11 protein-coding genes and 2 riboswitches are annotated in these 20,881 nt (G+C 54.1%); all 11 genes read right to left on the bottom strand.

Going from position 1 to position 20,881, the window contains the following annotated elements:
• Positions 1–127: 127 nt before the first annotated feature.
• Positions 128–10,708 carry a filamentous haemagglutinin family protein gene (locus JWZ98_RS08090; protein ID WP_205453904.1) on the bottom strand — a complete coding sequence of 3,527 codons (10,581 nt, stop codon included), beginning with the start codon at positions 10,706–10,708 and terminating at the stop codon, positions 128–130.
• A 44-nt stretch (positions 10,709–10,752) separates the two neighbouring features.
• Positions 10,753–10,831, bottom strand: a riboswitch (cyclic di-GMP riboswitch).
• 470 nt (positions 10,832–11,301) lie between these two features.
• A complete protein-coding gene (locus tag JWZ98_RS08085) occupies positions 11,302–12,891 on the bottom strand; it encodes a ShlB/FhaC/HecB family hemolysin secretion/activation protein (RefSeq protein WP_240348267.1) in 1,590 nt (529 codons plus the stop codon).
• 109 nt (positions 12,892–13,000) lie between these two features.
• Positions 13,001–14,560, bottom strand: coding sequence for a hypothetical protein (locus tag JWZ98_RS08080; RefSeq protein ID WP_205453902.1), 1,560 nt, complete (start codon positions 14,558–14,560; stop codon positions 13,001–13,003).
• A 100-nt stretch (positions 14,561–14,660) separates the two neighbouring features.
• Positions 14,661–15,452, bottom strand: a complete 792-nt coding sequence (locus JWZ98_RS08075; RefSeq protein ID WP_205453901.1) for a hypothetical protein — start codon at positions 15,450–15,452, stop codon at positions 14,661–14,663.
• Between the two features lie 40 nt (positions 15,453–15,492).
• A riboswitch (cyclic di-GMP riboswitch) is annotated at positions 15,493–15,571 on the bottom strand.
• Between the two features lie 719 nt (positions 15,572–16,290).
• A complete protein-coding gene (locus tag JWZ98_RS08070; protein ID WP_205453900.1) occupies positions 16,291–16,806 on the bottom strand; it encodes a type II secretion system protein M in 516 nt (171 codons plus the stop codon).
• Positions 16,787–17,980: a type II secretion system protein GspL gene (gene gspL, locus JWZ98_RS08065; protein ID WP_205453899.1), complete on the bottom strand. Its 1,194-nt coding sequence runs from the start codon at positions 17,978–17,980 to the stop codon at positions 16,787–16,789. The genes JWZ98_RS08070 and gspL overlap by 20 nt, the downstream gene beginning before the upstream one ends.
• Positions 17,973–18,908: a type II secretion system minor pseudopilin GspK gene (gene gspK, locus JWZ98_RS08060; protein WP_205453898.1), complete on the bottom strand. Its 936-nt coding sequence runs from the start codon at positions 18,906–18,908 to the stop codon at positions 17,973–17,975. Before gspK ends, gspL begins: the two co-directional genes overlap by 8 nt.
• On the bottom strand, positions 18,905–19,483 hold the full coding sequence (gene gspJ, locus JWZ98_RS08055; protein ID WP_205453897.1) for a type II secretion system minor pseudopilin GspJ: 579 nt from the start codon (positions 19,481–19,483) through the stop codon (positions 18,905–18,907). The genes gspK and gspJ overlap by 4 nt, the downstream gene beginning before the upstream one ends.
• Positions 19,473–19,850: a type II secretion system minor pseudopilin GspI gene (gene gspI, locus JWZ98_RS08050; RefSeq protein ID WP_205453896.1), complete on the bottom strand. Its 378-nt coding sequence runs from the start codon at positions 19,848–19,850 to the stop codon at positions 19,473–19,475. The genes gspJ and gspI overlap by 11 nt, the downstream gene beginning before the upstream one ends.
• Positions 19,847–20,389, bottom strand: coding sequence for a type II secretion system minor pseudopilin GspH (gene gspH / locus JWZ98_RS08045; RefSeq protein ID WP_205453895.1), 543 nt, complete (start codon positions 20,387–20,389; stop codon positions 19,847–19,849). Before gspH ends, gspI begins: the two co-directional genes overlap by 4 nt.
• The gene (gene gspG / locus JWZ98_RS08040; protein ID WP_205453894.1) at positions 20,374–20,805 is read right to left on the bottom strand and encodes a type II secretion system major pseudopilin GspG; all 432 of its coding nucleotides are present in this window, start codon (positions 20,803–20,805) and stop codon (positions 20,374–20,376) included. The genes gspH and gspG overlap by 16 nt, the downstream gene beginning before the upstream one ends.
• Between the last annotated feature and the right edge of the window lie 76 nt (positions 20,806–20,881).

The following is a 20,881-nucleotide window of genomic DNA, read 5'->3' as shown; positions in this document are numbered from 1 at the left end:
GAGCTCAGCTCGAACGAAATACCGGTGATATAGGGCCGGGGGGGCCGCGAAAGGCGGCAAACCCATTGCCCGCCGCGAACACAGCGGGCAATTCGGCCATTTTCAGCCTGAATGACAAGACAGCAGGCTATTCACCAAAACCCAAAATATCCACGCTCAAGATGCCCAAGGTGTTGGTCGCTGCCTTAGCCAGTTTTTCGGCAGCTTCCTTGCCGACGCTGCCGGTACTATCCAGCGATTTGCCGACCGCAGCCGCCACGTTGCTGACGCCGGTCAACCCGGCCGCGACACTGCCGGTCGCAGCGACTGGCACACCCACGGCAGAGCCACCAATATCAATATTATCCGCACCGACAATGGCGGTTCCTATTAGAGTGACATTATTGCCTCTGATACCCGCCTCACCGGCGTCGATGATGCCGCGCGGTGCAAACAACAACACATCCCCTGCTCCCACCGTTCTGATACCGCCACCTTGCAACACCGGCGATACTTCCAGTACCGGCATACCCGCCGCATCGTAACTGACTTTAAGCGGCGGAGCCGCCAATGCGGTTTGCGCGCTACGACCGGCATCGACATCGCCTTCAGTGGAACCGCCGGTTATATTGCCGTTACCCAAGGTCACCACGCGCTGGATGTTCACGTCGATGTCGTTGCGGGCCAGCAGATTGGCCTCCCCCTGCTTTTTCACGATCACGCCCAACTCGTCATCTTCCTTTGCCAAACCAATATCGGCGGTCGCCAAACCCACGGTAATGCCGCCATTGGGAGTAAACAGATTGGCATCGCCGCCGTCCTTGGTTTGTATCGAACTCAAGAACAGCGAAATATTGCCCAGCTTGGGCCTAACCAGTTCGCGGGCGTCGTCTTTCTCGCGGTCGCTTGCACTGGCAAAGGTTTTACCCTGCCGTGCCAACTCCGCTTCGATTTTTTGCTGTAACACGGCATTCAGATTGTTCAAGATATTGCTGGCACTGGTATCGGCGTTGATTACAATGCCGTTCGCAGCGTCAATGCGGTAATCGCTATTACCCGCCAATAAGGTGGTACCGGGGAACAGCGACTCGATGGTAGCCAGCAGTTTTAGTTCGGCCAGATCCTGAGCCTGTTTGGTAGTGGCTTTGGCCAGCGTGCTTGCATTGGCTTTTACCTCCTGCAAAAACACGCTTTGCACAACGCTTAACAGCTTGCTGTCCAGCCGCGCCCTATCCACCGTCGACAGACCGTTTAATGCCAGTTTGGCCGAATCGACGCTTAACGAAGAGTCGCCGGTGATGCTGCGCATTTCCTGCACGAACAAATTCAGGTAGCGCTGATTTTCCAGGACGTATTTACCCGAGTTGAGCATAAACCCTTCGGCAAAACCATTGCTGTTCAGCGCACCGCCAGCCAAACCGGCAATCACGGTAATGTTGGCACCGTCATCCGCCAGCGCGGCGTTTGATTGATCGCCCGAAGATGTAATGCCGATGGACGATCCCAAATTCACATCCCGGCCCGCCAGCGCGGTTAATTGTCCGGGACCGGCCACGTCTATACCTTGATCGGCTTCGATGATATTGCCGGTATCGGGGTGAATATTAATCGTGTAACGAATATCCCGGCCGGCATTAAAGATACTGACAGCGTCGGCGTTGTTATGTTGAATATTGAACGTGGCGCGGACAATATCCTGACCAGCGCTAACCTCGGCGGGCTTGGCTAATACGAATACGATGTCATCATCGATACGGCCAATGTTGCCGCTGCCGGTGCTAATCAACACCGGATTCGGGTCATTGGCGTGCAGCGGCGTGCTGGCATGTATCGCGGTGGGCGATTGCGGTTGCTGAATATCCAGAACCTTCAGCACATTGTCCAAGTCGGTTAAGGAAGACCCGACGAAGGGCAATGCGGCGCTAGGTAATGCCGCTGGTTCCGCATCGCTCAAAATAATCCGCGGATTACCCTTACCGGTTAAATTCTCAGCCGCAAATAACTCCAAGTCACCCTGCGCCGATGGGTACAAGGTGAAGCTCTTGTCCACGGCAATATTGCCGTTCAGTGCGTAGGCATGCAGGCCGGCGGGATAAACCAAAAAGCCTTCGGAAATATTGGTATTGGTGGCCTTCTTCAAACTGGCGATGTCGTTTTCCAGGCCAAGGTCGCCAGAAAGCGTGGTCAATGTCACCTTGCTGTCAGTACTGTAGCGGAAAAACCGATTCGACGAGCCATTGATCAAATCGACCGAATCCGGCAAGGTCACGAACATCGGATCGACAATCGCTTCCAGGGCCATGGACTTGCCGGCGACTACATTAAACTGCGCATCGCCCAAAGCCAGTATCGGATTCAGCCCATTGTTGGTGCCGGCTTTCAGCGATCCGTGCGCATAAATATCCGCCGCCCCGCCATCCACATAAAACACGCCGCCGGCGATATCCCCACCCGCCTGCAATTGCAGATTACCACCGCCGTTCACTTCGACCACATTGGTCTTAAACGTGATAACAGTGGCATCCGCCACCGGCGTATCCCGTTCACCTACCTGTTTACCGGTGGTAGGGATCATCACCGACAAGTCTTCGACATTTCCGCCCGCGCTGATGCGGACATTACCGCCGCCGAAGGCGGTTACGCTTTGCTGATGCTGACGAGAAAAGCCACTTGAATCGCTAATACCCAAGGCCACGCCCCAGGCTGTCGGACGTTCCGAATCAAATTCCGTACTGTGTTGATTGCTGTTGGACCAATCGCCGGTACGTACCAACGCATCGCTGAGCAACTGCGCACTAGGTTTGGCATCGATATCGCGCCCAACCTGAATGCTGATATCGCCGCCATCCACGGGATATTCGGCATAGAACAGCGCGGCTAAATCCGGCCCGCCACTACCCCAGCGTTTGGCGTCGTCGGCATCCGCGCGGCCCGCCGTGTAGATTGAAGAGCTTGCATTACCGTAGACCAAGTCGCGAGCCGCGCGAATATCAATATCGCCGGTGCCGGTCCGCACGCTGACATCATTGGCTAAACTGAAGTCGCCGCTGCCGGCGCTGGTCAACAGACTGGCAGAGGCCAGCACTGTCATCGCATTGGCGGAACCCAAATCGGCGCCGCCGATCAGCTGGTAACTCCATGAAGCACCGGTTTGCAAATAATCGCTGACGTTGATAGCTCCAAAACTTGCGGAATTCAAAACGCCGGTGGAAAAGCCGTCGCTCAAATTGGCATTGATTAACAAATTGCCTTTCGCTCTAAGCGTTAACACCCCAACCAGATCGTTATTCGCGCCATAACGCCAGGCTTCTCCGCTATCGAGTTTTCCCAAATCCCAGGTCTCGGCGATGGTCAAATTGCCGCTGCTGCGAACTTCTACGCCGGGGATAATGGTAAAGCCGGCGCCGAAGCGGCTGTTAGCGACATTGGCCGCCGCCAAATCGCTCATATAGGCCAGATTATCGTTATGCATCGCCTGTTGCTCGGCGGAAGCGATACGGCTATTGTTATAAATACGCGCGCCTTCAACGGTGACGTCGGTATCGCCAACGATAGTACCGGCGGCGATGGCTTTGACGTTAATGTCCGCCAGACCGTCGCCGTCGGTATCGTCGCGGTCGGCACGTAAATACACCTCGCCCGCCGCACCGGCTCCAGCCGCTGCGACGTTGATGCGCGCGCCGGGCTGGATCTCAATGCCGGCGCCATCTGCTGCGGACCCATCGAGAGACGACAAACTGACCTTGCCGCCGTTGCCATTCGCCGCTTGCGCGTTCGCCAGAATCAGCGCCGAGCTATTCAGCGTCAGCAGATCTTCGGCTGCCAGCGTTACCGAACCGCCATTCGCCCCGGACGCATCCAGGGTGCCATCGACGCTGATATTGCCGGTATCGGCGAATAGATTGATGGCATTTGCATTCACGGTTTGCCCGGCGTCAACCACGATATCGCCGCTACGCGTTCTCAGTTCGACAGCACCGCTAAACCCAGCGGCGGTAAACACCGTATTCAAAGCACTAAAGCCGCCGGCGCTCAAACTACCGGTATCGATGGCGACTCGGCCACCGTTTGCCTTGCCAACGCCATGAGCATCGATAAAACCGTTGAATTGCACCTGGCCGGCGCCGGCTTGCGCGGACAGTAAACCGGCAAGCATCTCGGCGTTACTGGCGTTTAACAGCAGCTTGCTGCCCGCTTCAGCGCTAATATTGCCATGCTGAGAACTCAGACCGATTTTGCCACCGGACAGATTCACCGGCTTGCTCAGACCGGCATAAGCCACCGCGCCGGACACATCGATCAATGCATTACCGCCCAAAGTCACATTACCCTGCAAGGCATTCAAGGCCACATTACCCGTTTGATACAACAAGGCCGTGTTCAAACCAATGCTATCGGCTTCCAACAATAATTGCGCGGCTATGCCTTGGGTACCGGCAGTTAGCGTCTGGCTACCGCCCGTGAGAGACAAGCCATGACCGCTGGCATTGATGATGGTTTTAGCGCCATTCTCGGCACTGACAAACGGCGTATTCACGCTCAAGTCAGTCAATGCGGTTAAGGTGCTGTCACCCTTGCCCAACATACGCTCGCCGGCATTAACATTGACTGCGGCAAATCCCGACAGCTGGAATTTACCTTGGTCCAACAGCAGCTGTTGCACATTGACATTCAATACCCCGCTGCCGTCGCCCGCCAAAACACTGCCCGTAGACTTGCTATTGGCAATACTCAGGGTTTTCGCATTCAAAGACAGGGTTTTCCCGACATTGGCTTTACCGGCCAGACCCAAGGCATCAATGCGTAAATCGCCGAATTGAAAAGGCTGACCAAGGGCATCGGTTTGCAATAACTCGCCGTACAAATTGACCATACCCCGGCTGCTCAACACCAACTCGTTAACAGTCAAGTGTGCGAGCTGATTATTATCCAGCGACAAGCCGTTCGCTACGCCGGTGGTCTCGCCGAGGTTGATGGTCTCCGCGCCGAGATACAAGGAACCGCCGGCCAGATTTAATTCGCCGGCCATTTTGGTCCGCCGTGTCGAGTCCAGCGCCACCGAACCCGCGCCGGCCGAAATGACCGCGCTGGCACTTATGTTTAGATCGCCTTTCAAGCCCTTGGCGCCGGTTCGGTTGATCGTTGCCTGTTTGCCCGCCGATGCGCGCAGCAATGCGCCGTCGCCGTTCACCTCAAGCGCCGTATCGCTATCGGTATCCGCAACCGCGCCGCTGGCTTCGATTTTGGCCCCCTGTTCAAGCGTGACGGTTTCGCTGGCGGCCAGCAAGGCCTCCGGTGCTTTCAAGGTCGTGTTTTGGGCTACCGTCACCGACTTGGCGATGACATCCAGCTTGGTGTGGCCGGTCGCGGCGTCAAAGCTTCTAACCGCCCCCAGCAACAAGCTATCCACTCTAAACTTATCCAGGTCGCTAACCAACAATTCAACATCGTCGGTTGCGGCGGTTGTGCCCAAGGCCAATTTATCCGCCACGATGTCGACCAAGCCGCCACGTCCGCCCTCGACCACATCGGCCACCACGGTGGGTAGCTCCAGACGGGTTTTGGCGTTTAGCACCAATTGCCCGGCATCTTGCGGCAGACGCGGAATCGCCAGTTCTTTATTTACCGCTCTATCCGCGAAAAATTGGTTGGCCGAGCTGATGTTGTATTCGCTACGCGTTTTAGCAATGCTGCCGGCTTCGACCACATACTCGGACCAATACTGATCGCGGATGTCTGTTCCGGCAACGCTCCGGTAGCCGGTAACGACAGCAGCGCCATCGATCCGGGTTCTACTGGTGCCGGGAATGGCATTGGCGCTGCCGGCGACCGGCGACACCAAAAATGCATCCGGCAATAAGGCGTAACGAGCCGGCAGTAAGGCGTAGTAGCCGGCGGCAAGGCCGCTACCGGCACCGATGTAAATGCTGTCGCCGTTCTTCAAACCTGATTCGGGAAACGATTTGGGGTCGAACGGCGAATAACCGGATATACCCGGCACTACCGCAAAACGTTGATCAGAAGCCAGCACATCCAGCGAACCGCCGTCGCCTGGAATGAACTCAAACCCCAATAAATCGCCGCCGCCGGATAAATCCACCAAAGCACCGTCTTCCCGAAGGATTTGCGCGGCTTTAACGGTTATTTTCTTCTCGGGGCTTTCAAACACCCGCTTTTTATCCGTTTCAGCCGGTTTCAGATCGGGGTTGACCACGTTAAGATTGTTGCCGGTGCCGGCCAAGGGCAGCAGCCATTCCAGGCCGCCCTGGGTGACGCCCAGCGGGATGATTTGCCCCTTGGCCGAAACCGACGTCATGCTGTCGGCGCCGAAGGTCACCGATTTTGTCGCCTCCAAAACGATCTCGCCCAAGGGCGCGGTCAGCACGCCGTTTTGGACGATATTCGGCCCCTGCACGGTCAAACTGCCCAAGGCGGACAGCACCGGCGCGGCCTTACCGCTTTTGTTGAAAGTCACCGTGCCATTCGGATCGCCGGTGACCGCCAAGGTAAACTCGGTCAAGGAGGTGGGATAAACCTGCGCCGCAGTTAAATTAAGCTTGGAAAAGGTTTTAAATTCGCCGACAAAATCCAGTTCCTTACTGTCGATCCGTATCCCTTTCAGGCGAATATCGCCGTCGGCGGCAAGATCAACCGTATTAAAACCGGTCGTTACCGAGCCACCGACCAAATCGATCAAATCGGCATTAACCGCCAATCGGCCATCGCCGTTGCTGGTTTTTACTATCGGTGCGCGATAGCTATCCGACCCCAAGGTCGCGGTGGTGGCGCTGATTTGCACATTGCCGGTATCGGCGGTGGTGTTCCGCTCCCAACCGAAATTGACTGCATCCAAAGCAATAGCGTTATTCAGTTGCAGATCGACATCGCCTGTAAAACGAATCTCACCCTTCTCTCCGGATACGGCCAGATCCACAGAACTAAAACCGCCCTCACTAATCTGCTCGGCGGCCAGATAGCCGATGCCGGTCAGCCGATCACCGGGCGAATCTTTCTTGGGTAATGAATCGCCCGGTTTAGAAAAAACGGCGGAAAACGGTACATTGCGTTCCTGGGAGATTTTCAAAATGCGCGGCGCGCGCGGAAAGATTGAGTTTTCTACATCCGGATCGGCACGATTGTCTACGTTAAGAAACACCGACAGCTTACCGCCGGAGGTGCCGGGCGCAGCGCCGCCGGCGGCTTGCATATCGCCGTCCAGAAACGCGCCTTCGGCGGCGGTAATATTGATACTGCCGGCATGCGAACCTACTAGCGTGGCAGCAAAACTCGCACCTATCGCGGCGGGACTATTAACCGGTAAATCCAGGATGTCTTGGCTACCGGATACATCGATCAAAGAGCCGGCCTGGGAGGCAAAAAAGCCGCGTTGCGCATTGACGACCACCTTGCCGCCGTCAAAAACCTTACCGATACGCCGGCCCAAGCCGTCCACGGTAATTTGACTGCCGCCGGACACATCGATGCGGGCAGTGCTACCCAGCCAGATGCCTTGATTCTGCTGGTACTGCGGATCGACCTCACTTTGATCGGGAATAATATCCAGAGCCACCGTACCGCCATGCGCGACGATCCGGCCATCCAGCACCAGGGACGAATCGGACTCCAGCGTAACGCTGCTTAAATCGTCGGCGTTAATCGTTGCGGTAGCAGCCACCAGCAAATTGCTGTTGGCATTAATCCCGGCGGCATGATCGGATCGCAAGGTCAATTTGCTGGGTGCGCGCAGTTCCGGCAACAAGGTCGTCAAATCCGAGAATGCTTCGATACCGTCGGCGTTGGCCTGTTCCAGATAGGTGTTGTTTAGTACTCTGTTCTGTTGGCGCAGCTCAATATTGGCGCCGTCTTCCACCGTCAATCCGTTCAGATTTGCGCCGATATCGAACTCGGCAAAGCCGCCTTCACCGAAAAACGCAGTGGCAATTTGCAAAGGCTGCACGCCGCCATCGCCTCTGCTCGGGGTTTCTTCCCGACGAATGGCGACCGCGTTGGCTTTTACGGTAAAGCCGCCGCCTTGTTGCATGGCATAGGCGTGCATAACGCCCTCCATCAGCACGTTGGCGCCGGCGTTGTCTATCGCCGGTTCGGCGACCAACACAATGCCCCCCTCTTGCAAGGTATCGCCCTTGCCCGTGGTTCTTTGTGCCTTACCGGCTTCCAGCGTACGGTCTTCGTGCAACCAGGCGCCGGCGCTGATGTCGATCAAACTGCCGGCCCGCAAATTCACGCCGCCGCCGTTACCCTTGGCCTTGGCAATAAAGGTACCGCCGTCTATGGCCACCGTCTTGCCGTCAAGATTTTCCGGTTGCGCGAAATCGTTAATCCATTCCCCGCGCAAATCGATTGTCGCCCCGGAAGCCAGGTTAATCTCGCCTTGCAATCCCGCCGCGTTGGTTTCGGCGGTTTCCAGCTTTACCGTCGCCCCGGCACCGACAATATTGCCGCGCACGTCAACCGCGCCGCCTTGTAACGTCAGATTGCCGCTAGCGACCAAGCGCAGGGTCGCATTGTCGGCAACGCTGATTTTACCGTTGGTTTTAAACACCGCAGTATGCACGCCGCCGTCGATGAGTTTGTTGGCATCCACGGCCAAAGCCATGGCCAAGCCGTCATTTCCGACCGGGAACACCTCGTCGATATCCAAATCAATGCTGTTTTGCACGCCAGCGGAGAAAATCAATGCCTGCGCATTACTCTGGGTAAACGCGGTATCTACCGTCAGACGGCTGCCCTTTGCTTGCTCTGCCAGCGTCCGCTGCCGCCTGCCGTTGGTGGTTTTACCCAGCAGTTCGCCGTCTAAAATCGCGTTGTTAGCTCTGACCATTAAGCTGCCCGCGTCCTGACCTTCGACATAACCCGGCTCGAAACGCGCCAGCGTGAATGGACCGTCGATTTTCCAGACTTTGGTGATGCCCCATTTTTGATATTTTTTCACCACCTCACCGTAAATCGCCTCGTAAGGCACCAAAGGATCGGCTTCGCTAATATCGACCAAGCGGCCATTGGCTAGCAGCTTACTGGTGGTAATAAAGCCATCCAGATAGGTAATCTCGCCACCGGAAAAGTCCAGAACCGCGCCTTTTTCCAGGATGACATCGCCTTCGGAGTTAAGCGCGATCTCGCCGCCGTTAACCATCCGTTCGGCAACCGTGCGGCCAATCCCCGCCACGGTGGGCGCAATATCGGTCAGCGGCGTGCCTTCGCGGATGTCCACCAGGACGGTCTTACCTTTTAATATGCCGGTCTTTTGCAACGGCGCGTCTTTCAATTCAAAGTTGCGCAGCTCCACTTCCAAGACATTGCTTTCCATGGTGCGGATGACTTTATCTGTACCGGACACATCGATTTTCGCGCCGGCATCGATCAGGATCCGGCTATCGTTTTTTAGGCTGTTGTCGGCAACCGGATTTAACGGCGATTTAGTCGCGGTAATTGATACCTTCCCCGAAGGCGCGTTAATTTCCGACCCAGCCTGTAAATGCACCTTATCAGCCATAATCTCGACCCGAGATTGCGGCTGCACCTGACCGGGTACAGCGGTTTTCTCCACCAACACCTTGACGGTTTCGCCGGACTCCAGGGTTTGGGTTTCCTCGATGTATTCCACCTCGGGCAGAATCTCGGTGGTACTGCCCGCGCCCAAAGTCACTTGTGCGGAACGGCCCAAACCATCGTCTTTATCCGCGGTGCGGGTGGTGGCTTTCGCGGTGATAACAGTCTCGCCGCCTTCGGTTTTGGTAGTAAAACCTTCCCGCGCCAACAGGCGGATCGTGCCGTTGACGTTGGTGGAGGTGGTTGCGGATACCTTGCCGCTTTGCTTGACGGCAAAGCCCATCAAGGTGACGTTACCGCGATTGGCGGCGATGTTACCCAAGTTTTCCACTTTACCGCCGGTCTCGACTTCCACTAGCAAGCCGCGCACGTCGTTATTGGTCCTATCATCCGCTGTTGGCGCTTCCTGCAAATACACTTTGTCGGTCGCCGCCGCCATGATTACCTGACCGCCGGGCGATTCCACATCGCCTTTGTTCATGATGCTCGGGGCAATCACCAGGATGCGGCCGCCCTCGCTGGACTTGATCCGCGCCCCGCTTTCCACTTTGATCTCGATGGGGACTTTTTGACCGTCGGCATCCAGCTTGAAACTACCGTCACCGTTTTTTTGATAAAAATCACCGGACCCTTGAAAAGCAGCGCGACCATCCTTGGAGACAGTGCCTATGGTTTCCTTATCAAAGGTTTTTTCGAAACTGACATCCATCGTCGACGCCACCAGCCCGCGGGCATTGACCACGGAATCCCTACCGAACACGAAACCGTTTTTATTAACCAGATATATCTGGCCGTTGGCGGTTACCGAGCCCAAAATCTGGCTGGGATTTTTGCTGGGATCGACGATTTTGTTTAGGGCGATGGCGCTGGCGCTGGGCTGTTTGAACTCGACGGAACTGTCCGCGCTGACATTAAACTTGTCCCAATTCAGAATAACCCGGTCGGTTTCCTGATTAATGGTCATATTATTACCGACTACGGAACGGTTGGCGCCGCCCATGCTGGCCCAGACCGCGCTGGGCACCGGTAATTCGGCGCAGACCGGCGAGACAAAAGCGATCAGCATACTGCCGGCGACTGCCGACTTTACGCAAGCCGCAATGGGATTTAATCTGAAAAATACCGCGTCGTCATGCTGGTGCTGTTGTCTATTAGTCATAATATTGCCTGTGCCAATCGAAGAAACAACCGCATAAAAAATCGGTTGGCAACCCGGCTGTCTTGACTGACAAGACCCGCGGCTTTCCGCCCCCGCTTCGCAACGGGTTTAGCAATATTTAAATAAAACGGTAAGTTGCCTCGTTTTCACCCCCTCACCCTGCCCTCTCCCGCTGGAGAGGGATTGTTGTGCTTCGCGGTGAATAATTACAAATAACTTTTAACCACCTTAATAACCATTAAATTCTGAATAAATACTAATTTAAAATAGCCATATAATAACTGTACAAAAGTAGTATTAAGGCAATATAAAATATTACATATTTATTACAGAAAATAGATTTGTAACAAATATGTAATATTCATAATAAATAATTAGTAAGGCAGAAATAATAATATTACTTAGTGGTCGCCCCTGAAAAATGAGGGGCGTTGAAAATCACAAACCGGATTTGCAGCGCAGTCTGCGGCTCGCGCATACGCGGAAATGACGCGTTTTTCGAGTTCCTCTTAAGTAACAAAAGACCGGAGCGAATAACCCAAAGACACCAGTTAATTCGCTCCCGTCTTCCGCAACCATTCAGCCGCCGCACCCTAAAATTGTGTTGCAATCCTAAAGTCCACCCTGTTCTCGCCGCGCCTGACAGTGCCTTGGTCCAGCAACGGAATGCCGAAATCAAACTCGCCTTGCACATGCTTGAACATATCGAAACGTAAACCCACCCCGGTGCTGGCCAGTGCCATTTCGTTGGCGTTACCCGGTAAGGCGTCGACAATCCAGCCTTTGCCGGCATCGACAAACACCAGTGCCCGCATTTTGTCGAACTCGTCCCATGCGTCCGGCACCAGCCGTGGGCTATACCATTCCAGCGAGGCGGTCACGCCGTCATCGGATAGCGCATTGGTTTCCAGATAACCGCGCACGGTTTGAAAACCGCCCATCGAGAATTGCTCGTTACTGATCAGCGGCGAATCGGTGATCTGTCCGGACATGCGCGCCGCCACTTCCATACCCCACGGCAAGTTATGCCGATAGTCCATACCACCACTCAGATAGATAAAATTGGATCTGGCTAAAAAGCGCTTGTCGGCAAACTGCTGCTCATCGCTGCCCAAGCCGCGTATCGCAAAGTTGACCCCGACATTGAAAGACAACAAAGACTCGGCATCGCGCATAATACCGCTGTACTGCGCCATGAACGGCAGATAACTGATAGGGGTTTTTAAAGTATCCGAGCCTAATAAATTCAAATCTTCCTTAAAGTCTTTGTAATCGACGCCCAGCGTCGCCGTGTGCGTGTAATTGTTTAGCGTCTTCAGCGGCGACACAAAACGCGCGCCGTAAATATCACCGGTACCGATCACCGATAACGCGCCGGCACTGGCAATTTGCGACGTAGAAGACGAACTGACCGCGTATAAAGCTAGGCGCTTATCGTCGTCGATGATGGGCATTACATAACTACCGACCAGCACCTCCACTTCGTCCGGATTTTCCGGGGAGGTTTGATACATGAACGACGCGCTATGAAATTTTTGCCAAAGATTGTCATAACGCAATGACACCAAAGTCCGTAACCGACTGGTGTTCTGCGTATTGCGGGAATTGACTTCCACTTTGCCGTGCAAGGGCAATTCGTCTTTAACTTTGAGATCCACTTCCAGCGTACCCGGCGTTTCACCGGCCCGCAGCACCGGTACTACGCTCCTGTCCTCGCTCTCGCCGGCCAATGCGGTCAGCTGCTCCTGCATTTTCGGTAAATTGGGCACGTTACCTTCCGCCAGCTCGGGTACTTTGGCTTTGATAGCGCCCAGCGAGAAGTAACGGGAATCGGTGACTCGCAAACGCGATACCTTGCCTTCCGTCACCTGTAAATACACCACACCGCCCACCACGTTTTGCTCGGGAATATCCACAGAGACGGTTTGATAACCTTTGCTGCGATACAGTTCTTCCAGTGCGCTACGCGCTTCTTCCACGGTATCGATGGTTTTTTTCGGGCCTAAAAACCGGTAGACGCAGCGTTCTACCAATTTCCGGTCCAATAAAGTACTGCCTTTCAGGCGCAGCTCCAGTAAATCGAATTGATTGCCGGCTTCTTCCGCGCAAACCAGCGCACTAGCCGTCAATAACACAGCCGCCAAACCGAAACGGACCGAGCCTAAAAACAAATGTTGTTTCATTTCACCCATCGCAAAAAAAGACAGCCTCCGCAAGCGAAGGCTGTTTGTATTCAATGCGCATCCTTGCGCGAACCTCCAGCTATTACACTAAAGGTTTGTTACATGCTGATTACATCGGTTTGCTGGTGTTGGTAGATGATTTGATAACCGGCACTTGGCAGTTGCTCAAAGAACCTGCGGCAGCATGCGAGTAAGGCATAACAGGTGCATTGACGTTCAATGTGTCGGTAAAGTTGTTGCCGTTACCGATCGCCAGATAACCTGATTGACCGAATGGGTGAACGAAACTAATGTTCAACTCGGTAGCCAGAATGGTTGGTGAAGCCGCGTCGGCAGCAATTTTAGCGATAACAGTGGATTTATCGGCACTGATAGCTTTACGCCATTGGAAGGTTTGCTCAACCCAATCCATGTATTTGCCTCTAAACGCTTGTTCCAGAGTTGGTGCTACACCGTCCACTTTGATAAAGCGGTAATGCTTAGCATGCGTGGCATTGTTTTCCAAGCTTTGGTGACCGATGGCCCAGCCTCTGTTACCGGCAGTGTTAACCGCAGTGTTGAACACGTCAGGGTTGGTAGTGGTGATTTGTTTGGAAACCGCTTCGCCGTCGGCAAAGTCTTCCAAGCACAATTCCATATCACCGGAACCGCTAACTTCATGCTTAACAGGACCCGCCAAATTGCTGCCGCCCCAATCAGGATTCAAACCGGCAGAGCTGCATGGGTTGTTCAGGAATTTGACGTATTGTTGCGCGCCGGTACCGGAACCGTCGATACGTTTGCAAAAGTGCACTTTAGTATCGTTAGGGGTCACGTTTCTGACAGTGCCGTCGGAATCGGTGTAAGTCAAACCGGCAGTCAAGCTGGTTAAGGCAGTGCCGTTTACTTTAAACTCGGACCATTTTTTGATTTGACCGGAGATCAATTCAGCCACTTGTTGTTTGCTCAAGCTCGGCATACAGGCTTCGGTGTAATCGCCAGGTGCGCAGCTGCCGCCAAAACCGGCCAGCAGGTTTTGGGCTCTTTGCAAAGCCACATACAAGTTATCGGAAACCGGCACACCAAATACCAAGGCCGCTGCTGGCACCACGTTCAGAGCTGCGTCGGCAGCCACTGGATCAACCGCAGAGGCGTTTGAAGGTTTGTTAGGACCGACGAACAATTTTGGCTCGACATCGGAAATACCGGCATCGGACACCACGTTGGTCAGGTTAGCGCCGCTGGCGTTGCAAAACCAGGTGTTGGTAGCGCCTTGTTGGGTGCAGTTACCGTTGTCGATACGCATAGCAGCAATCGCCACGCCGTCGATCAGCGGGTTAACGCCTTGCGCAGAACCGCCGGCAGAACGTTTGTGGAACAATACTTTAGCTGTGGTTGCGGCAGCGCCGTTGACGGTCAGGCCGGGCACGTTAGTAGAGTTCAGTGTGCAGAAATAAGCACTATGGTTTTTACCTTCGGAACCCGCTGTACCGTTGTCTTTAAATACATCCAAAGTACCGGCGTCGCACAAATTAACGAACAATGCCGCCAGGGCTTTGTCTTGCGCGCTAGCGCCGGACATAAAGATTTCGATATCCGGCGTAACGCTTGGCGCATGTGCGGATGCACCTTGCGAGAAACCTGCCAGAGAAGCCACTGCGATAGCAGCAGACAATAATTGCTTTTTCATTGTATATCTCTCAATTGATTAAATTTAAAGTTTGAGCCGACCCGTTCATGAAGGGGGAACCAGCAAAGCAGAATCCGGCCGGCTCAAGACGTTTGCGGGATTAAACCGCCAGCGATTTACGACGTGTTGCGCGCAGTACGCCCATCAAACCGGCGCCGAACATCCAAACTGCGGCAGGCAGCGGCACAGCAGCAGGCGCAGCGGTATAGGTCAAAGAACCTACGTTGCCGTTGATTGCAAAATTCCATACGCCTGGGAAAGTTACTAATTCACCGGTATCGAAATCGTCAGCATTGGCTCTTTCGCGAACGAAAGACAGTGCAGTGCCCAACTGACCTTGAGCAGTAAATGGCAACGCAGTTTGGAAATCATTGCCGTAAACAGCGGTATAACCTTGTTGGCCAACAGTTTTGAAGGTACTCAAGTTGTTGCTGTTAGCGTCTTGAGTTTGGATATAGCTGACCAAATCATTCCATTTGCCCTGTGTATTGTTGATGTCAGCAACGTTGGCATCAAAGCTGGCAGGAGCAGGTACAACCGAAGTTGTGTAAAAGCCAAATTTTTGCAAATCAGAAAGTTCACTCAGTATTTGGTGACCACCGGAAATACCCCAAGTAACATTGTTACCAGCAGTGTAAGCAGCAGCGAACGATTGAAAGTTATTGTCGCTCAGTGTGAATGACAATGATTGGCTAGGGTTAGCCAGAAATTGCTCAACAGTGATACCCAAATCCAATGTAAATGAGTTTTGCGCTGTGTAGTTAACCAAGTTGAACAAAAACTCGCTACCATCAGCGGTGTTGTCACCAATTGATTGAATACGCGCTTCCGCGGCGCCTGAAGCGGCCGCCGCCAATACTGCAACTGCCAACAATTTTTTAGACAATTTCATTTTTTAAAACCTCATGTTTAAATTTCGATTAATGACATAAGGTGACAGCCCAGCCGTCTTGACCTGCAAGACCTGTGACTTTCCGTCCCCGCTTCACAACGAGTTTGGCTTTTACACGCTTTAGATCGGACTCGACGCTATCTAACACCCTAACAGCGTCGCTTTGTTGCCCCCGCTACCATTTCCCCCTTAGCCTCCTCCCTATCCTCTTCCTTAGCCGCTCCTTGTCCGTGCCGTCCGTGTTCCCTAGTTGCTCCTGAATCCTTGCTGAACTGCCGATCCTCGACCCTTCACCTTGACGCGGATTATTCCAGAGCAATAGCGGCTTTTCGGTTACAGCATTGTTAAATTCACGTGACATGTAATACATCTGTATTACAAAGCCGGCCGCTAACACGAAAATTCAGCGGATGATCGGGCGCGGGCGGTAGCTATGAAATTTAAGATTCTTTTTGCGGGCATTGCCTCACTGCCATTGAGCGAAGGAAGAAGCCCCTTCTCCCTCCGGGAGAAGGTTGGGATGAGGGGGGATAGAACCATCCGCTCTTAACTTAATAGCAGTGGGACGTGATCCAGGTATGAATTTTCGTGAGCTGTGGACGGCAAGGCGTATCCTGACTATGGAGCTACTTCAGCTAAACCCAAGAAGTCCGTGATGCCCGCCGGGATACCCACAGGGCACAAGAGCGGGCATCCAGTGCCATGGAAGGCAAGTTTGAAGCTATCAATGAATTCTGGACTCGGCATTCACGGGAAACTGGACGCCTTGGGACCGCGCAGCAAATCAGCTGCGGCAACTGGGCTCCCGCCTGCGCGGGAGCGACGATACCTGAGCAGACTAAACAACACCCAGTAAGACCTTGGCATTGACGATGCCATCAGCATCGGCCGGTTTCTCGACATCGATTTGCAACACCTGCAAACGGTGTTTGGTTTCCAGAATCGCCAGCCAGGACATGAGTTGGTCGAAAGCCAGATGCTCCAGCCAAACGCTGACTTTGTCCTCGCCTTCCGGCGACAGGTGTTTGATCGCCGGTTTTATCTCCAGCTGCTGGCTGCTGAAATCGACTACCGCCAGCGGCGATTTATTAGCGCCATCCAATGCCGGTGCATCAACCGTAGCCTGTTGCCGCAAAGCCGCCGCTTCGTTACCGACTTGTTGTAAGTAGGTATAGATTTGCTGTTGCGCCTGGATTTTTAGGGTCAGCAAGCGGCTTTGTTCAGCAATTGGTTGGTAAAACAGCAGGTATGCGCCATACATCAGCACGACCAGCACACCACCCAGCGCCAGTACTCGCTCTCTGGGCGTTAATTCGGCAAAACGCTGCGCTATGTCATTTTTCGCGAATCTCAAGTTGCGCCTCCACGCCGTTTGCGCCGCTGTCGGCGGATTGAATTTTCACCTGCATGCTGCTTTGCAACTGCTGTTTGAATTGCTCCAGTTGGCCGATGTCGTCGGCAAGCAGATGTAACTGCAAACCGCCGTTCAGGAAATTGAGCTTTTTCAAGTGTACGGCCGGCGCGTCTTTCAACACCAATCCGGAACGGTAGATCAAGCGCATGAAGCCGCTACCGGCAAAAGCCTGTTGTTTTCTGAGCTGCGCCAGCTGTTGCTCGGCCTGAGCTTTGACATTGACAATGCGTTTCACATCGGGAAAAGTTTGTTTGAACAGCTCTTGGCTTTTCGCTTCCAACTCGCTTAGTTCGGCTTGTTGTTGCCAATAGGTATGTAGTAAAGCGTAGCTCTGCACCGCCAAGGCCGCAGCCAAAATGATGGCCGCCGGCAGCCACTGTTGCCAGCTGCCTTTTGGACGATGACTGACGGCATACGCACCGCTCAACAAATTCAGCTCGGCTGGCAATGACTCGACGGCGCTCGCCATGAATTGCAAAGGCTTGGCTATGACTGTTTCCAAACCGTTATTTGCCAAACCATCCGGTAGCTGTGTGTCTTCGCTGTGTTTGCATATCAGTAAAGTCTGGCAATCGACACCTTCGGCACAAGCTTTTTCCAACAGTTGCGGCAGAAATTGCGCATCCACGCCTCCGCCCAAATAAGCAGCGCTGCGCAAAATTGCGTTGCTTTCTTCGAGCAACAAAGTCGTTTGTCCAGGCTGATACGGCAGGCATAAGGTTTCCGGATACGCAGCTGCCAGCTCTAAACCGGCTTCGCGAAACGGAGTAAGCCGCGCCGATAATGTGTCGTGCGTAATCGCCGCCACGGCGAGTTTATCCCGGTCCTGTTTTAACCAAACCAGATGATAATTTTCCACGTCCTCGGCCAGTAGGTCTTCCAACGCAAACGGCAAGGCTTTTTTCAGTTGCGCGGTGGTTTTAACCGCCAGCTCGATTTCCAGCAATAGCACCGAAGCGGCCGGCAATAACAGCAGTACAGACTTACCCTGCGCAGCCGCTGCCAACTCGGCCATCGTGCCTGATGTCGGCCGACTATCAGGCTCGGCAAGATTCAACCATTCCAGTTTATCGGCAGATTCGGCACCTAATCTGACCAGCAGTTTTTCAGCCATGCGCCAAGCCCTGGCGCTGGCGCTTCACCACTTGCGCGCCACCACTATCGCGCTGCAATTGCGACTCAAACTGCAAATGGGTTTTGCCCATATCGATTTGCCCTTGTAATAAAAAGTTTTGCGAACTGACACCCAAGCCGTATTTACCGATGCCGGCGTCGGCAACCGTTTCATCTTTTAAAAATTCGGCGACTTTTGCAAAAGGCTTGCCTCGGGCTCTGAAAATGGATTCCGCCTGATCGGCGCTGATGTCGTCCGCCAAGCAACGCAACACCGTAGCGCTGGCGGTATTGACATTCAGCGGCGCGTAACCCTCCACCGCGTAGACATAAGGCAGCAATTTCAGATAGGTCTCGCGCGTCATGCCTTGCACCAACAGCAACTCGCTGACATCGGCAAATTGCCGGTTCGCGGCACGGTAGCCGGGCTTAAATCGGGTATAGGTTTCGTCTTCCGCGCCATGCGGATAGCTGACATCCATATCCGCATCGACCCAATCGGTTATCGCCTGCGCCAGCTCGGTTTTCAGTTTTAGAATGGCCAGCAAGCGTTCCAGGCGCTTGATGTCGTCCTTGGAAATTTTGCCCTCCACCAATAGGTTGTTCAGATTGATCCGGCCCTGCAAATCCTCAATCTGCGCTTGCATCGTGCCGCCGACGACGTTTGTCCTTGCCAACGGTATGGACCAATCTCCAGCCAAACCATCTACTTTACCGGCCGTGGCGTCGGCAGCCAGCCGGCCGATGGCCCAACTTTCCAAGCCGTACACGTATTCCCAGGCTTGCGCGCTACGCAGCTGATTTTCGGTGCGGCGAATATCCAACTGCCGCGCGCTGGACATCGACACCACGGCAACGGTAGCGATAGCCAGTATCAACATGACGGTGATCAACGCGATCCCGGATTGCGCCTGATGTAGCGACCTCATTCCCGCACCAGAAACAGCCGCTGAATGTCACCCAAGCCGGCCAAGTTAAAATTAGCTTCCACGGCTTTGGGTAAACCGGTACCACCGGCAGGCCAATGCGTAGTCCAGTCGCTGCCGTAAAACCGCAAATCAAGCGCCGTGACGTTCAGCAATTTTTTCCGGCGAAATTGCGTCTGCTGAGTACGATCCAACACTGTCCAAACCTGCCGATACAAGCTGCCGTTTTCCAGACGATAACTGATACGTTGCAATTGACTGTGCATCGCCAACGCCGACCATTCCGGCACACTGCGCGTCAAGGTCAGCAAGTCCTCGCCATTACCGCCGGAAAACACCGGCTGTTCGCTGCCGAATTCGTCCCGAATCGAGCGCGGCAAAGACTGGGCTAAATCTTCGTTCAGCAAATACAGGGTTTGCTGCAACGCGGCGATGCTGTCCGAGCGTTTTTCCGTGCCCGTTCTGGCATCCAACACCGCGCTCAAGCCGGCGTAGGCCATGGTCGCCATGATCGCGAACACGGCCATCGCGATCAGGATTTCCAGCAAGGTGAAGCCGCGACTGGCGCTATTGTTCATGGCCGGTCGGAACATAACTAAGCAATCCGGCATAAGGCGACTTGTCGCCTTCCAAAAACACTTCTATTCTGTAATCCCACACCGCACCGCCGATACTCGGCGTTACACCGCGCTTGGCCTGCCAATACCAACGCCGGCCGGCCATCGTGTCCCAGCCATCCTGGTTTTCCGGTTTTTCGGTAGCCAGGCGCAATTGCACCGCATGGTTCGCGGCTATCGTCGCGGCTATCATTTTGTTTTCCAGATACCAAAGATTCTTGGTGTTGTCGGCGGTAATTTTGATCAGGCCGGCCATCAGGATGGCTAACAGCGCCAGTGCAATCAGTACTTCCAGTAGCGTGAAGCCGAAATTGCCGGCATGTTTCATGGCTTGATGGCGACGCTGGAAATTGCCAAGCCCTCGTCCGCCGTATTACTCAGCCAAAACCGGAGATCGCTTTTGGCTAAATCCAAAGCAATTTGAAACACCGCAGAGGCCCCGTCCGGGGTAAACACAATCTGCGGTTCCGGATGTACTTTGCCGCCGAAACGCTTAGGCAGATAAACCGGCTTGTCGTCCAAGGTCAAAGCCAATCGCATACCGGCCGGTAAATCCCGCTGTTTGAATAGCGCGTCGTTATTCTCCGGCTGCCACTTGCCTTTTGCCGGCGATAAAAAACGATAACCCTGGGCGACCAACTCCAGGCCTATGCTTTCACCGCGTATCATCGTCTCTTGTTCGGCCAGCTCCAATAATTTCGCCAGCCGCTCAATTTCCAATTGTTGCTGCTGACTATGATCGGCATTGCCCATCGCCAGCATCGCCATGCTGCTCATCAAGCCGATCAGGACTATGGCAATTAACAGTTCTATCAGCGTAAAACCACGCGCGTTCAAACTGGGGTACGGCCTTATTTTTGCGCCCAATTGGTGATGTCCGCACCAGCTTCGCTGCCGCCCTCCACGCCGTCGGCGCCGAAGGAATACAAATCAAACTCGCCGTGCGCGCCGGGCTGCATATAAAAATACGCTTTGCCCCAGGCGTCGGCCGGCAGTTGATCCAGATAACCGCCCTGCTTCCAATGCGCGCCTTGCGGCAGATTGGCCGGCTTGTGTACTAAGGCTTCCAGGCCTTGATCGGTGGTCGGATAGCTGAAATTATCCAAGCGATACAAATCCAGCGCGGCGCTGATGGCTCTGATGTCTTGCAAGGTGCGAGTGGCGCGGGCTTCATCCGGCCTACCCATGATTTTCGGCACGACGATGGACGCCAAGATGCCCAATATTACGACCACGATCATCACTTCGATCAGAGTAAAGCCTTGCTGTTTTTTATTGCTCATAGCGGTTTAAAGTCTTATTGGTTTAAGCACGCCCCGGCATACGGGACAACTGGGAGAAGATTAGAAAGCCAACGTG

The sequence above is a fragment of the Methylomonas sp. EFPC1 genome (assembly GCF_016925515.1).
Taxonomy (GTDB): Bacteria; Pseudomonadota; Gammaproteobacteria; order Methylococcales; family Methylomonadaceae; genus Methylomonas; species Methylomonas defluvii.
Note: the sequence above shows the minus strand (reverse complement) of the source record. Positions and strands in the feature narration are given on the sequence as shown.